The organism is Aneurinibacillus sp. Ricciae_BoGa-3 (genome assembly GCF_028421645.1).
Taxonomy (GTDB): Bacteria; Bacillota; Bacilli; order Aneurinibacillales; family Aneurinibacillaceae; genus Aneurinibacillus_B.
This window is the reverse complement of sequence record NZ_CP116887.1, coordinates 1,237,821-1,251,896: the sequence shown is the minus strand read 5'-3', so window position 1 is coordinate 1,251,896 and position 14,076 is coordinate 1,237,821. Positions and strand designations below refer to the sequence as shown.

Sequence of the window (14,076 nt, the reverse complement as noted above, 5' to 3'; positions counted from 1 at the left end):
TTTCTTTTGATCAGGTAGATTTATTCTTTACTAGTAAATACCCGAATAAAAAGGGGACAAAACAGCGTCTATGCTGTTGATAGCGCCACAGAAGTAGCTTTATTCCGCATCGGTATGCTGGGTCTTAAACTGACTGGTCAAGTTTTGCAGCTCTCGTGCCAGCTCACTGAGCGTTCCAGCATCCGCGGCGATTTGATGGGAGGCAGCTGCCTGCTCCTCACACACCGCGCTTACCTCTTGCGCACCTGCGGAAGCCTCTTCGGTAATCGCCGCAATCGTCTCGATATTCTCCCCGACAAGCCCGCTTTTCTTTTCCAAAATGTCCATCGAACGCACAAGGTCATGGGCCTGGTTGACAGCCTGTACGATAGATTGGTTTATCGTTGTAAACGACATGCCAGTGGTGTGCACAAGCTGCGCACCTTCACTGATTTCAGCCTGTCCTAATTCAATCGAACGAATGGCGGATTGAGTCTGCGCCATCGTTTCCATTACGATTTGTTGTATGTTCAGTGCAGCTGCCGACGTTTCTTCGGCAAGTTTTCGGACTTCACCAGCAACAACAGCAAATCCTTTACCTGACTCGCCGGCACGCGCCGCCTCTATACTGGCATTGAGCGCCAGTAAATTGGTTTGGGAAGCGATATTTGTGATGAGCTGAACAATCTCATGCACTTCATTAGTCTTCTCACCAAGCGTGCGCATCCGAACAACATTTTGTTCCGTGTTGTGGTTGATCTCTGACATCTTCTGAATCGTGGCTGCCGCATCTTCCTGCCCCTTCCGCGATTCTTCCTGTGAACGCTTGAAAATATCCAGCATAGACGCCGCAATTTTGTTCACATGCCCTATGGTGGCGATCATGTCTGCTACTTCGTTGGCTATCTCCTGGATGGACATAGAAATGTCCGTTGTGCCATTTGCCAGCTCTGAAATCGTAACGGCCACTTGTTCGGAGGAATCCTTTGTTTCCCTGCTGGTGATTTCAAGCGTTTCAGAAGAGGCTTTCAGCCGTTTAGAGGCCTCTTTCACATTTAAGATAATCGACTGCATACTGTCAACCATGTCATTAAAATACCTGCTTAAATCGCCCACTTCATCCTTTGTATAAATGTTTGTTTTCAATGTTAAATCGCCCTGCGCTATGCCCTGCGTAAGCATGCTTAATTGGTGTATGGGGCGGACTAGCCTGCTTGCGAATACCACCAGCGCAAGAATAGTAAAAATAAGAACAATAAGCGCGGTTACAAACGATAGCTTGGCAAGGTATGACATTTGTGAGGTGGCTTCGTTAACCGGGGACGTGATGATGATGCCCCAGTCCGTCTTTGCACTTTTTTTGTAGAATGCATATTTGTCGACACCTTCAAAAGTGTACTCGATTAACCCTGTTTCCCCATGTATCGTCCGATTAATGGCATCTGATAGTTCTTTGCTGCCCAGTGTATGTAAGTTTAATTTTAAGATATAGTCATGCTTCGGATGAGCAATGACAATCCCCTGGCTGTTGAACATGTAGGCGTAACCGGATTGCCCGAGCTTTTGTGAATTAACGACCTGCACCAGCTTATCGACGAGAATCGTTCCACCAATAACTCCGGCAACTTTTTTCTCTTTATACAGAGGAGCTGAAACGACAACGGCCAACTTGCCGGATACCTTCGAGATAAGAGGATCCGTAATGACTGTTTTTCCATTCAGGCTTTCTTTAAAATAGGGACGGCTGGAAATATCCATTGATTGCCCCGTAGAGGTTAGTGTCCTGTTTCCAATCGTATCACTAGATACAAAAAGCATTTCGAACTCGCTGTGAGCGCCAAGCTGCTTGAGAAGATAACTGTGCTCGATTTGAAGATTAGGATTGGCTGCCTCCTCAGATAGGGCCATCGTGTGTATGACATCCTGTTTAGACTGGATCCACTCATCTACACTCTTCTGAATAAAATCCAGTTTTCCTTGTGCATCCTGTTGAAAATTCTGTTTTAAAAAGTCTTTGGCCTTATTATGATTGATGTAGGCAATCATCGTGAGGGAAATGACAAAAATAGGAATCATCAAAAATAAAAGTTTAGAGCGCAGCGTTTTCATGAAATTCCCCCATTCTACTTCACAAAAGTTTTACATAATTAATAGAGTGTTCACCCCTAATTCGGGAAAATTTTACCTATTCTTGTTGATTTAATTATAGTAACATATACCTTAAGATTCAACGTTTTCTGATAAAAGTTTAGGATTTTGTAACTATTTATTTTTGTAAGACTAAATTCATGTGAGGTGGTTTTGTGAAGCACAAGCGGATGGCGATTGTCATGACAGCGGCGTTAGCGGGCATAACAGGATGTGGCTCAAGTACAGCGGTCGAGCGAGCGGCTGCGGCAGCAGGAAAGGAGAAAAAAATTGTAGAGGTGTCCACTGTTCATTCGGAAGCAGGAGCGCAGTACACCCGCTTATCCGGCATCCTTCAATCGTCTGAAGAAACCCTCGCTTCCTTTGAGGTTGGCGGCCGTATTGTGAGCACCGAAGCGGCAATCGGGGATAGGGTCAGCCAGGGAACGGTTCTTGCCAGACTGGACAGTTCTGATTACGAACTGCAATCGCAGAAAGCAAATTCCGCTATAGACACCGCGAATGCGGCCCTGCAATCTGCCGGTGCCAGTATTCAATCGGCCCAGGCAACCATCGATGAGACGGCTAATGGAGCACGAGAGCAGGAGCGCGCCCAGGCTAAACTGGCTCTAGACAGAGCCAATGATGCTTACCTGAAAGCGGATAGTGACCGTAAGCGTGCTGAAGCCCTGTACCGGCAGGGCGCTCTTTCACAGAAGGATTATGATGATGCGGTATACAAGACTTCCAATGCGCAGAAAGATTTAGAGAATGCACGCGCGGCCTATTCTCTGGTAATGGAAGGCACCCGCCCGGAAAAGCGCAGAGCGATCCAGGCTGCCTTAGTACAAGCACAAGCCGCCCAGCAACAGGCACAAACCGGGCGAGACCAGGCGGTTTTATCATCCGAGCAGGCGCAGCTTACCCTCGCGAAAACAACCCTGACTTCAAAGATCGCAGGCGTAATTGTGGACAAACAGGCATCCGTTGGCCAGCTCATCACACCCGGCACGCCTGTATACCGGATTGCAAGTATCGATCCACTGAAGGTGCTTCTGCCGGTTCCTGACAGCGAAATTGACAACTGGCACATTGGTGATGCCGTTACGCTCACGCTTTATGGCAAATCCAGATCGGCAAAGGTAAGCAAAATCTATCCTTCAACGAATTCCAGCACAGGAACGATTAACGTCGAAGTACATATTCCAAACCCGGCTGGAGATTGGTATGCCGGTCAGGTTGTTTTCGCAGAGCGAAAACTTAAGGAAACAAAAGGTATTTTCCTACCGGTTGAAGCGGTTATTAGCACAGGGAGCCATCCCTATGTTTTTATCAATAACAAAGGAAAAGCGGTTCAGACACCTGTAACAATTGGCACGCTGGTAAACAACAAGCTTGAAATTACATCCGGCCTGTACGACGGAGCATCTGTTGTAACGAAAGGAGCGGATCGCCTCTTTAACGGCGATGCAATTGACGCCCGTTCAAGTGGAGGTACCCAAAAGCCGTGATTTCTTATGTGATCCGAAAACAGAAAATAACGCTTCTCTTTTTTACCATGATTGTACTGTTGGGCTTTTTAACCTTTTTTCAGTTGCCCCGCCAGGAAACGCCGGATATCATCGTCAATGTTGCTACCGTCGTTACCGTTTACCCAGGAGCATCCCCTGAAAAAGTGGAGCAGAATGTTACGAAGAAGATCGAAGAGAAAGTGAATGAAATTCAAGGCCTGAAGAACATCCGGTCAGAATCCACATTAGGGGCTTCCACGATTGTCGTCGAAGTAAAGGATGGAATTGATCCGAAGACGAAGTTCGATGAACTGCGCAAAAAGGTCAAGGATGCAGAAAAAGATCTCCCGCCGGATGCGAAACAGCCGGTTATAAACGATGATTTAAACCGCACTTTTATCCAAACTTTTAACATTTCTGCGGCCAGCATTGACCAGCTGTACAGCTTGCGTAATACTTTAAAAACGTGGAAGGACCAGCTTCGCACCATTCCTGGCGTATCAGATGTGAAGCTGGATGGACTCCCGGACAAAGAGGTTCGGGCAGAAATTGATACCCAAAAGCTGGCCCGCTATGGACTTTCATGGGGCCAGGTATTAAACGCCATTAAGGCCGAAAATGATAAAGTTGGGCTGGGCAACTTTGACGTGGGATCCAGAACGTATCAACTGTACCTTCCGGATAACTATCATGCAGATGAATTGAATCGCGTCATTGTCTCCCGCACACCGGAAAGTTACCCGATATACCTGCAGGATATCGGCACAGTCAAAGAGACAACCAAAAAAGTTGACTACTATGCCTACCAGAATGGACGCCCGGCGATAACGCTTAGCATAAATGCAGAGGTTGGCAGCGATGTGCCAACGATTCAAAGCAAAGTGGATAATGCTATGACCGGGTTAAAAAAATCGCTACCCACCTGGGCAAAAGTAGACTCGATTTATTCACAAAATGAGCGCGTGCATGAGCTTTTCTCAGATTTAACCCGCGAAATGCTAATCGCGGTAGGGGCGGTGCTGCTTGTCTGTACACTTGGCCTCAACCTCACGACTTCGCTTGTGGTGGCGCTTGCCATACCGATTTCCCTAGCACTTGGGCTGATGTTTCTGCCCTCACTTGGCATTACACTCAACCAGATGTCCATCGTTGGGTTGATCATTGTACTAGGGATCCTCGTGGATGATGCAGTCGTCGTAAACGACAACATTGAACGCAGATTGCAAGTACTTGGTGAAGATCCTGAAACGGCGGCTACACACGGAGCGAAAGAAGTGTCCATTTCAATCCTTACCGCAACACTGGCCACCATCGCAGCCTTTGGCCCCCTGCTGTTTCTTCAGGGGAATGCCGGCCAGTTTATCCGGCCGATTCCGGTTATCATTTCGCTTACCATGCTAGCATCTATGCTGATGTCACTTACGATCATTCCAATTTTCCGAAGATGGCGGGAATCCAGGGCAAGGACTGCGGCCGCAACCATCCCAAGAAAACCGGCCGGGCTTCTCGGGAAGCAACTAGCCTCGCTTACAGGGTGGTATTCCGGGCGATTGATGCCCCGCATGCTTAATAAGCCCTTAAACGTAGGGCTAGCCGGTATTTTACTCGGGACAGCAGCTTACGGCTTAATCCCCCTGCTGCCTATTGAGCTATTCCCGAAAGCCGACCGGGCTGAGCTGCTCGTTAATCTTCGTACGCCGACTGGCAGCAACCTTCAAGCTACCAACCGGGTGGCATTAGAGACCAGCCAATGGCTGTTAAAACAGAAAGGGGTGCTATCCGTTGCCTCTTATACAGGCGGAAGCGCTCCTAAGATGTTCAGCGGCGATACGGGAGCTGGAGACGGAATAGAGGTTGCACAGCTCGTTGTTACAGTAGACAGGAAGGTGGTCCAAACATCGGACGTGGTTTCGCCCTGGACAGCTGCGTTGGAGCCGATGTTCCCTGGAGTCCGAATTACGCCTAAGGAATTAAGCGCCGGCCCACCCGTGGGGGATCCGGTGGTTGTGCGCGTATATGGGGGAGATATTCCAACACTTCGCAAACTTTCCAACCAGATAAAGGAAACGATTGCTTCGCTGCCTGGCACTCGGAATATCAATGACGATTTCGGCATCGAGCGATATGCGCTGGAGTTTCATGTGAAGAAAGATATAATGGATCAGAAGATGGTCAGCTATTCTGATTTATCCCGAACGCTTCGACTTGCCGGCGAGGGACTTACCGTAGACCAGTTCGATGACAGCAGCGATTTAATCGACATTAAGCTGTATGCCAGCAAGAATGACGGCAATGCCCTCGGTGCCATACAACAGTTGACTGTTCCAAATTCCCGCGGCCAGCAAATCCCGCTGTCGGAACTGGTCAGTACCATCCCTTCATTTACCATACAGAATATTCCGCATCGAAGCCTATCACGGGATGTGGAGATTTCCAGTGACGTAAGCGGGCGCACGGCGACAGATGTTATTAGTGAATTAAAACCAAAGCTCTCTGCTCTAAAAATGCCTGAAGGCTACCGCTGGGAAATCGGCGGGGAGACCTCGGAACAGACGGATATTTTTATCAGCCTGGGTAAACTCTCTATTATCGTTGTCTTTCTCATTGTCATTTTAATTGCCATGCAGTTTTACTCGCTTTCCCTGCCTATTCTTGTCATGAGCACCGTTTATTTGGCATTTGCCGGGAGTCTTATCGGTTTGTTTATTACGCAGACACCACTCGGATTCATGACAATGATGGGTGCGATATCATTATCCGGTATCGTTGTCCGAAACGGCATCGTGTTAATTGAGTTCATTGAGGAAGCCCGCCGTGATGGAGTGGAACTTAAACAGGCGGTCATCAGAGCCGGGGAAGCAAGGTTGCGCCCTATCCTGCTAACCACCATGACGGCTGTCGCCGGCTTGACCCCGCTTGCCGTGTCCAATGACGTCTTGTTTCGGCCGCTGGCAATGACCATTATTTTTGGGCTTATTTTCTCTACGGTGCTTACGCTCGTAGTCGTTCCTTCTCTATATACCGTACTCGCACAGCGCAAGATGAAACGAAGCCAGAAAAAAAAGCAGGAACCACCTGCTATTTCATTGTAAACAAGCAAAAAAGCTGCCGGGACAAAAATCCCGGCAGCTTTCTTAACTTAACTTTGTTTGCTTTCAGCAGATCTTTTTCGAACAGCGTGAACAATAAAAGTACCCAGGAATACAGCGATCAGGATACCGAAGAACAACAGGTCATGCAGCTCGAAGCCAAATGCTCCGGCAATCATTTTGACCCCAATGATCGCAATCAATACAAAAGCGGTTGTCTCAAGCTCCGGCACGGCTTCAATGAGCCTAAGAAAGATTTGAGCAACGCCGCGCATCATCAGGATCCCGAGAATTCCGCCCATAAATAAGATCCAGACTTTGTTGCTTACGCCAAACGCGGCAAGCACGCTGTCAATACTAAAGGCGATATCCATCAATTCAACAGCAAGCACAGTTCCCCAGAACGACTTTTTCGTCTCCTGAACATCATCATCCCCGCCGTCTTTGCCAAGAAAATGCTTGAGCGAAAGCCAGAGCAGATAAGCGCCGCCGACAATTTTAATCCACCAAATCTGCGTCAAGTAAACCCCAATTCCAATGGCGATAAAACGGAAAATATAGGCGCCTAAAATCCCGTAGAAGAGAGCCCTCTTCTGTTGGTTCTTAGGCAAATGCCTTACCATAACGGCCAGTACGAGTGCATTGTCTGCTGAAAGCAGACCTTCCAGAATAATTAAGGAGCCAATATAGCCCCAGCTTACAGGGTTGGCCAGCTCTGCTACAAGCTCGTGAAGTGAAAAAAACTGGCTGTACGTGTGTATCAACCCGGCTAAGAATCCATCCATTTAGTAAAATGACCTCCAACTAATATTTGCTATTTATTGTAATACGATGTTACTCGTGAAAAAGGATGCCGGAAAGAGTTACACTACCGGCATCCTTTCTAAGGGTTTCAATCAGCCTGCCTGCAGACCATAATTGGCGCATAGAGCTGCAAGGCCGCCCTGGAACCCGCTGCCGATTGCGTTAAATTTCCAGTCTCCATTATGGCGATACAGCTCACAGACTACAACCGCTGTCTCAATCGAGAAATCCTCACCCAGGTCATACCGCATAATCTCCTGGTTAGTTTCCTCGTTAACGACACGGACAAATGAGTTCACAACCTGCCCAAAATTCTGGCCGCGCGCTTGTGCGTCGTGAATCGTAACGGTAATGGCCACCTTGTCCACGTGGGCAGGAACCTTTGAGAAGTCAATCTTGATCTGCTCATCGTCCCCATCTCCTTCACCTGTCCGGTTATCCCCGGTGTGAACAACCGATCCATTTCCGCCCTGCAGGTTATTATAGAAGATAAAATCCTGTTCGCTCTTTGCCTTGCCGTCTGCCCCCAGGAGAAAAGCGGAAGCATCCAGATCAAAATCAAAACCTCCATCGTAGTGCTTAATATCCCATCCAAGACCGATGATGACTTTTTTCAATCCCGGATTGGTTTTTGTAAGGTCAATGCGCTGCCCTTTACTTAAACTAATCGACACAGCTATCCCTCCTGTAGCGTTCCATGATTAAAAAACGATTAGCCAACCTGCAGGCCATAATCGCGGCATAAGGCGGCAAGCCCGCCCTGATAGCCGCTTCCGATGGCGCTGAATTTCCACTCGCCGGCGTGGCGGTAGAGTTCTCCGACAACGACAGCCGTCTCCACTGAGAAATCTTCACCAAGGTCATAGCGGATTAATTCCTGTCCATTTTCATCATTCAGAATACGCACATAGGCGTTGGAAACCTGTCCGAAGTTCTGCTTGCGTGCATCCGCATCATGAATCGTAATCGCAAAGGCAACTTTCTCGATTGAAGCAGGTACAGACTTCAGGTCTACACTAACCTGTTCGTCGTCGCCATCGCCCTGGCCAGTCCGGTTATCTCCTGTATGGGTGACTGATCCGCCACCGCCCTGAGGATTGTTATAGAAAACAAAGTCTTTCTCGTTCGAAACCTTGCCGTTGGCATCTAAAAGAAACACGGAAGCGTCCAGGTCAAAATCATTTCCGCCATCGTATTTGTTTACATCCCAGCCAAGACCCACCACTACTTTTGTTAAACCCGGATTGGTCTTTGTTAAATCTACTTTTTGTCCTTTTGATAAACTAATTGCCATGATAAAAGGCCTCCTTTAATTGTGTGTTATGTATGGTTATTATTGATATCGCTGGACAACTTCACCCAATGATCCATCATTGGTGCCTTCGCCAACAGCGCCAAACTTCCATTCGCCGTTATGGCGGTATACCTCGCCAACAATAAGCGTCGTCCGGCCTGCATAATTATCCGTTAAGTTAAAGCGCAGCAATTCCTTGCTATTGGCCATGTCAGCCACGCGGATAAACGCATTCTGGATCATGCCAAAATCCTGTTTGCGATTCCGGCAATCATATATATTTACAACAAAAACCAGCTTGTGAATCTGAGCCGGGATGCGGGAGAGCTCGATAATTATCTGTTCATCATCTCCCTCGCCGTCACCTGTCAGATTATCTCCGGTATGACGAATGCTTCCATCTTTGCTCTGGAGATTACCAAAATAGATAATATTTTCCTTCGCAGTTATCTTATTTTGCTCATTGAGCATGATAACTGATGCATCACAGTCAATATTTTGGCCGCCACCGCCAAATAGGCCGCCCAATAATCCGCTACCACCGCGTTTAACCGGGTCCCATCCCAATCCGACCAAAATTTTGGATAGGCCCGCATTCCCTTTTGTTAAATCAATTTTTTGCCCTTTTTGCAGAGAAATAGTCAAGAAAATCTTCCTCCTCTATATGTACGTATTACAAACCAGTTCTTTTTGGAGCGCCAAAATCCTGCAAGCCTGTTAAAAGCCAGCTTGTGTTGTTCCGTGACCTGTGAACGCGTTGACCGATCGCAATATGTCTTCGGCTGCCCGAATTCCTTGCTGCTCGGTAAAAATGATCGACGAGCTTCCCCTCACGCCTAACCCCAGTTGGTAGATTTCCCCATGAAGCGGGCTGATTCCCACATCCGCCTGATGCAGCATGTCCAGATCCAATACAGAATCACCGGCGGCAGCCACTCGCATGGCCCCCGACCGCATCTTTACAAAATCAACGGCATCTCTTTTATTGACCGCTTCAGGGATTACATACAGCTTTCGGCCGTGACTGTACAGCAGCCAGCCGCATGTGCCCAGCCATTGTTGAAATTGCTGCAATTCAAACAGAGGAGCAAGCTCGCGTTCAATGATACAGTAATAGAATAATCCGTCAGCGGACCGGGAAGAAAACACCCAATTCGGATGCATGAGATCTTTTTCGAAGCGGCCCACAATCTCTTCCATACACATGCAACTGTCTTCCAGCCGCTGCTTCATTATCCACTGCCACTCTTCATCGATCCTGCCATCTACCAGCACATGTCCCCCATTGCTCGTGATCGCATACAAAGGTTTAATTTCTTCCCTAAATAGGCTAATGCGCTGGTACTGTTCCAGGGTGCGTGTGGTTACCGGAACAAATTGGATGCGGTCTGCCAATTCTTTAAGCTCAGTTACCGCCTTCTCTGTCATAAAGGAAATTTCCTGTTCCTGCTTGCTTTCTATCAAGCGAACCGGGCGCAGGCTGTCCGTCTCGCCTGGACCAAAGGCTTGTCGTGAATATATCAGTGTCCTGTCGAGATCGCTGGCAAAAATCATGTTTCTCCTCCCCCGATACACTTGATCAACCCGCAGCATGAAAAGGACATATCCGGGTACGTTTCAAGCGGCACCTGGCGTTCATGAGCAAGCTGCAGCACATGGGTAAGGTTATGAACCCTTTCAGGATGGATAAGTATTTTCCACGGGATACGCCGCAGCAGCACCCTCGTCGTTTCTCCAACACCCGGCTTTATGAGGTTAACATCCGGGATGGCGAACTGCCGCCCGATTCTGGCAACATCATCCATACCTTTCCAGCTTGCCAGATCAAGCGGATAATTATTCGCCTGTATTATGGCCTTCTCTATCGTATACGGAAATAACCGGGCAATGGTTTCAACAAAAAAGCCAGAAACATCTTCTTTTTGCAATTCCGTATAAAACTTAGCGCCATGGTAATCATTATGCCCAATAATATCACTGCGGTGTACAGTTCTGCTGATAAGCCCGGACACGGTAGCGTTTAAGCACGCGCTGGGAATTAAAAAATCCTCGCGAGTCCCGTACAACTCCGTACAGTGGCCGGGATCAGCGGCAACAGCAAGCTGCGCTGATAGATTTATGCCGTGGTTTGTTTGAAACAACGAGCACGCTTCTCTAAGTTCTTTTGTAATCGCACCCTTGCCTGTCCAGCCGTCGACAAACTGAATCTGTCGATCAGGGTGCTGCTGAAGAATATACAAAATAGCATTTTCATCGATACCCTTTCCCCGAATAATGGAAACACTATAATGGGGGAGGGAAATGCCAAACCGCAGGTGAATGTAGCGTTTAAACAGAATGCCTATGGGTGTGCCAGCACGCGCCAGCGATACGAGCACCAGATTAGTACCGCGCTGCTGAATGATTCGTTCGGCCGCTACAGCTGCCGTCTCAGCGAGCTTGTGCGCAGTCTGTGCAAGCGATGTGTAGAAAATCTTCATGTATTCATCAGTAGGCTTATATTCCTGAGGCAGCATTTCCGAGTAATGGGCACCCGATTGTACCGCCCTTTCCCTCTCTTCTGTGCTGCTCTCGTTAAGGGATTCGCCGATATTTTTAAGAACGAAAATGGCATCATCCGGCGCATAGCTTCCGATTGGCTGTGGATGAGGCAAAACAGGGTGATTAGTCATTCGGGTAAAGGTCACCGTCTTCATCCCTTCCGCTGTGGCTTAAGGTAACAATAGAAAGACGTGGAATACGCAGAGAACGAAACACCTGGTACAAGGCCTCCATCCTCTGCTGGTCCACCTTTCGTTCCATAAAAAAATAGACCTCGCTGTACATCCCGGGCTCAACGTTGTAGAAATAATGAAGCACCGCGGGGTCTTCCGGATTGGGGTAGCAATAAGCAGTACGGACCGCATAATCTTGCCTGTAAGCTGGATATATCGGGCTTCGTGTGGTGGACTGGTAGAAAACATCTTCGCCCATTTGGGCCGCAATCTGCATCGGAAGGTACATAAATTCGCCTGTGCCCATGCATAGCGTTCTGCCACCGCTGCGAGTTTTCTTTAAGAAAGCTGCCGCATGCGCGATCTCCCTGGCTGTGGTTTTGGATAGCTGCGACGTTAGGCCAAAGCGGCCGGTTGCCTGTACATAGGGAACGCTTTTTTCCGTACCTGCCGCATTGGTTGAGACAAGGGACAACCTATTAGAAAATGAGAGGTTGTACGCATCTAGGGTTGAGTTTTCTTTAATCCCGGAAGAAAGACAGGAATACGGTATAGGGCCATCCAAAATAAGAGAATCTGAAACGTCTTCTGTTGTATTTTCCTGCACCTCTATTTTCCCGGAGATGAGTGAGATGCAACGGATCCGCACGCCCAGCCGCCTCTCCATTGCAGAGAATCGCGCCCTATCCGCCTCGGAACGCCAGTCCAAAAGCGACACAACCATGTACTCGCTGCGCGGGTAGTGTGCATGAAGCTCCTCAATGATGTTCAACGCGGTTTTGCCTGTCGTGATTTCATCATCCACCAGCACAACCGGGTCGCTCCCTGCTAAAAATTTTGGATCAATTGGGTAACAGCGGTGGGATGTTGCATGTGAATGTTCTTCTTCAAAAGAAATCTGCGGCTGAAAATCTTTTATCCGCTCACGTGTAGTATGTATGTACCGGGCTTGTCCAGCAAATGAATCAAAAAATGCAGCCCCCAGCGCTGTGGCCGTCTCGGCAAACCCGATGACAAGCATTTGTTGCGCAAGCTCAAAAGCAGGCGGATCGATAAAATCAGCGTCCGTGTTGCGCGTTTTGGGATGAAGCAGTTTTTGCACAAGAGCGTCCGTCTCAATATCGTCTTTCCCGCATATTTCCTGCATAAATCTGGCCGCAAGAAGCCGACCTCCAGTAATGGGAATCATCGGATCAACCGGAATATGTTTGCCCAGTATTTGGCTGACAAATAAAAACCTGCGCTTTTTATTTTTCCGTGCTGCCATGGAAAACATCACATCCAGCGGAATTGTGTATGGATTGTGCTCCACCTCAACCTCCACGCCAAGACCCGGAAGAATATTATACGTATAGCTTTCTGGTAAGCAGACTGCGTTCATTTTCTCCCTCATGAAACACCCCGTATATTTGTGCCTGCCGCAGCACCTTTTTTGCCCACGCCATATGCGGTTTACTTTCGTTCATCTTATTATGGTAAGGACTTTTACTCGCTCCTGAACTGCTGTACGCCTCCATAATACTGCATGCATCGGCGTACTCCTCGCGGCCGATTATATAGCAAGACTGAACAACTTGCAGCTGGTCAGGATGGATCACTGTTTTTCCTACCAGCCCATTGGCTCTGTCCATTTTAACTTCTTGTAAAAGACCTGACACGTCCTCACCAAAATACTCCCAAACAGGGCCTGCGATCACATATGGATCGGGACCGCGGCCAAATACATTGACAATATCACCGATGCAGTCGCGTATAACCGCCACATCATAAATGGTTATACTGTTACCGCGGCGCAAGCCGAAGATTCCTGATAAATCAGTAGCGCCTATTCTGACATTCAACACCCTGTCCCGGTAAATATCCAACAAATTTTTTATCGCCAGCAGTTCGTCTATTCGTGATTCTTTATAAATAATGGCAGGTGATTCCAAAATTGGCATGGCATATAACCTGCGGGAAATTTGCCTGTTCACATTTTCAAGCGTCTCAAAATAGGCTGCACCGTTACCAGACGAGAATTTTGGGAAAACAAAGCCTGTAAGCAGTTCAAGCTGCTCCTTGCCCAATTGGTTTGCAAGGCGCTGCATTTGCTCCACGCATCGCACCCGGACAAACAAAAGGGGGAGTTCCAGCTCAGTTAATCGTCCCTTTTCAAACGCTATGCCAATTTCTTTTATATGCCTGAGAAGCGTCCCCTCTGCCCCGTCAACCTCCAAGTCCCCTACAGCGTCTTCCAGGCAGAGAACAGCTGATTGGAAACCTTCGTGTCTTCGGGTTATAATGTCGCTGGCAATTCTTGCCCGGTTAGCCGGCATATAGAGCAGAGCTCCGACTGCGTAGGCAAGCGTTTCTTTATCCATGTCGCGGGTATAAGGTAAAGGAGGAATGTAAAACACGTCTTCTAATACACGTGGTGGCAAATAGCCAAAGTATCGCACTGCAGAACCTCCTTTTGCTTTAGTGCACTCTCTGTTAAAATGGTATTGTATACCAGTTTGTAAACTTTTGAAACCCCCCTGCAACCAATTCCCGCTTTTTACGTATGAATATTGAAGAAT

General features: G+C 48.1%; 11 protein-coding genes. 2 read left to right on the top strand and 9 right to left on the bottom strand.

Translation table 11 applies throughout. The features are described from left to right. Nucleotides 1-99: 99 nt before the first annotated feature. Nucleotides 100-2,088 (bottom strand): methyl-accepting chemotaxis protein, encoded by a 1,989-nt coding sequence (locus PP175_RS06500; RefSeq protein WP_272441981.1) that lies wholly within the window; start codon nucleotides 2,086-2,088, stop codon nucleotides 100-102. Between the two features lie 194 nt (nucleotides 2,089-2,282). Here PP175_RS06500 and PP175_RS06495 point away from each other — a divergent pair, with 194 nt between their 5' ends. Together PP175_RS06495 and PP175_RS06490 are read left to right on the top strand one after the other, a co-directional pair. Continuing rightward, complete coding sequence (locus tag PP175_RS06495; RefSeq protein ID WP_272441980.1) at nucleotides 2,283-3,617, top strand: efflux RND transporter periplasmic adaptor subunit; 1,335 nt, start codon at nucleotides 2,283-2,285, stop codon at nucleotides 3,615-3,617. After that, entirely contained in the window at nucleotides 3,614-6,709 is a 3,096-nt protein-coding gene (locus PP175_RS06490; RefSeq protein WP_272441979.1) for an efflux RND transporter permease subunit, read from the top strand. The genes PP175_RS06495 and PP175_RS06490 overlap by 4 nt, the downstream gene beginning before the upstream one ends. A 47-nt stretch (nucleotides 6,710-6,756) precedes the next feature. On the opposite strand, the gene PP175_RS06485 is transcribed toward PP175_RS06490, so the two are convergent. The 8 genes from PP175_RS06485 to PP175_RS06450 all read right to left on the bottom strand — a co-directional run bounded on the left by PP175_RS06485 (nucleotide 6,757) and on the right by PP175_RS06450 (nucleotide 13,956). Then, entirely contained in the window at nucleotides 6,757-7,491 is a 735-nt protein-coding gene (locus PP175_RS06485) for a TerC family protein (RefSeq protein ID WP_272441978.1), read from the bottom strand. A gap of 111 nt (nucleotides 7,492-7,602) precedes the next feature. Next, nucleotides 7,603-8,184 (bottom strand): TerD family protein, encoded by a 582-nt coding sequence (locus PP175_RS06480; protein WP_272441977.1) that lies wholly within the window; start codon nucleotides 8,182-8,184, stop codon nucleotides 7,603-7,605. A gap of 38 nt (nucleotides 8,185-8,222) precedes the next feature. Further along, nucleotides 8,223-8,804 (bottom strand): TerD family protein, encoded by a 582-nt coding sequence (locus PP175_RS06475; RefSeq protein ID WP_272441976.1) that lies wholly within the window; start codon nucleotides 8,802-8,804, stop codon nucleotides 8,223-8,225. Nucleotides 8,805-8,843: 39 nt separating this feature from the next. Beyond that, nucleotides 8,844-9,449 carry a TerD family protein gene (locus tag PP175_RS06470; protein ID WP_272441975.1) on the bottom strand — a complete coding sequence of 202 codons (606 nt, stop codon included), beginning with the start codon at nucleotides 9,447-9,449 and terminating at the stop codon, nucleotides 8,844-8,846. 72 nt (nucleotides 9,450-9,521) lie between these two features. Then, nucleotides 9,522-10,358, bottom strand: coding sequence for an HAD family hydrolase (locus PP175_RS06465; RefSeq protein ID WP_272441974.1), 837 nt, complete (start codon nucleotides 10,356-10,358; stop codon nucleotides 9,522-9,524). Beyond that, entirely contained in the window at nucleotides 10,355-11,500 is a 1,146-nt protein-coding gene (locus PP175_RS06460; RefSeq protein WP_442870425.1) for a cysteine protease StiP family protein, read from the bottom strand. The genes PP175_RS06465 and PP175_RS06460 overlap by 4 nt, the downstream gene beginning before the upstream one ends. After that, on the bottom strand, nucleotides 11,469-12,911 hold the full coding sequence (locus PP175_RS06455; RefSeq protein ID WP_272441973.1) for a phosphoribosyltransferase family protein: 1,443 nt from the start codon (nucleotides 12,909-12,911) through the stop codon (nucleotides 11,469-11,471). The genes PP175_RS06460 and PP175_RS06455 overlap by 32 nt, the downstream gene beginning before the upstream one ends. Beyond that, nucleotides 12,862-13,956, bottom strand: a complete 1,095-nt coding sequence (locus tag PP175_RS06450; RefSeq protein ID WP_272441972.1) for an HpcH/HpaI aldolase/citrate lyase family protein — start codon at nucleotides 13,954-13,956, stop codon at nucleotides 12,862-12,864. Before PP175_RS06450 ends, PP175_RS06455 begins: the two co-directional genes overlap by 50 nt. Between the last annotated feature and the right edge of the window lie 120 nt (nucleotides 13,957-14,076).

Bases quoted from the DNA above. Each gene is read 5' to 3' on its own strand.
- PP175_RS06500 (WP_272441981.1), bottom strand. From the start codon at position 2,088: ATGAAAACGCTGCGCTCTAAACTTTTATTTTTGATGATTCCTATTTTT.
- PP175_RS06485 (WP_272441978.1), bottom strand. From the start codon at position 7,491: ATGGATGGATTCTTAGCCGGGTTGATACACACGTACAGCCAGTTTTTT.
- PP175_RS06475 (WP_272441976.1), bottom strand. From the start codon at position 8,804: ATGGCAATTAGTTTATCAAAAGGACAAAAAGTAGATTTAACAAAGACC.
- PP175_RS06465 (WP_272441974.1), bottom strand. From the start codon at position 10,358: ATGATTTTTGCCAGCGATCTCGACAGGACACTGATATATTCACGACAA.
- PP175_RS06460 (WP_442870425.1), bottom strand. From the start codon at position 11,500: ATGAAGACGGTGACCTTTACCCGAATGACTAATCACCCTGTTTTGCCT.
- PP175_RS06455 (WP_272441973.1), bottom strand. From the start codon at position 12,911: ATGAGGGAGAAAATGAACGCAGTCTGCTTACCAGAAAGCTATACGTAT.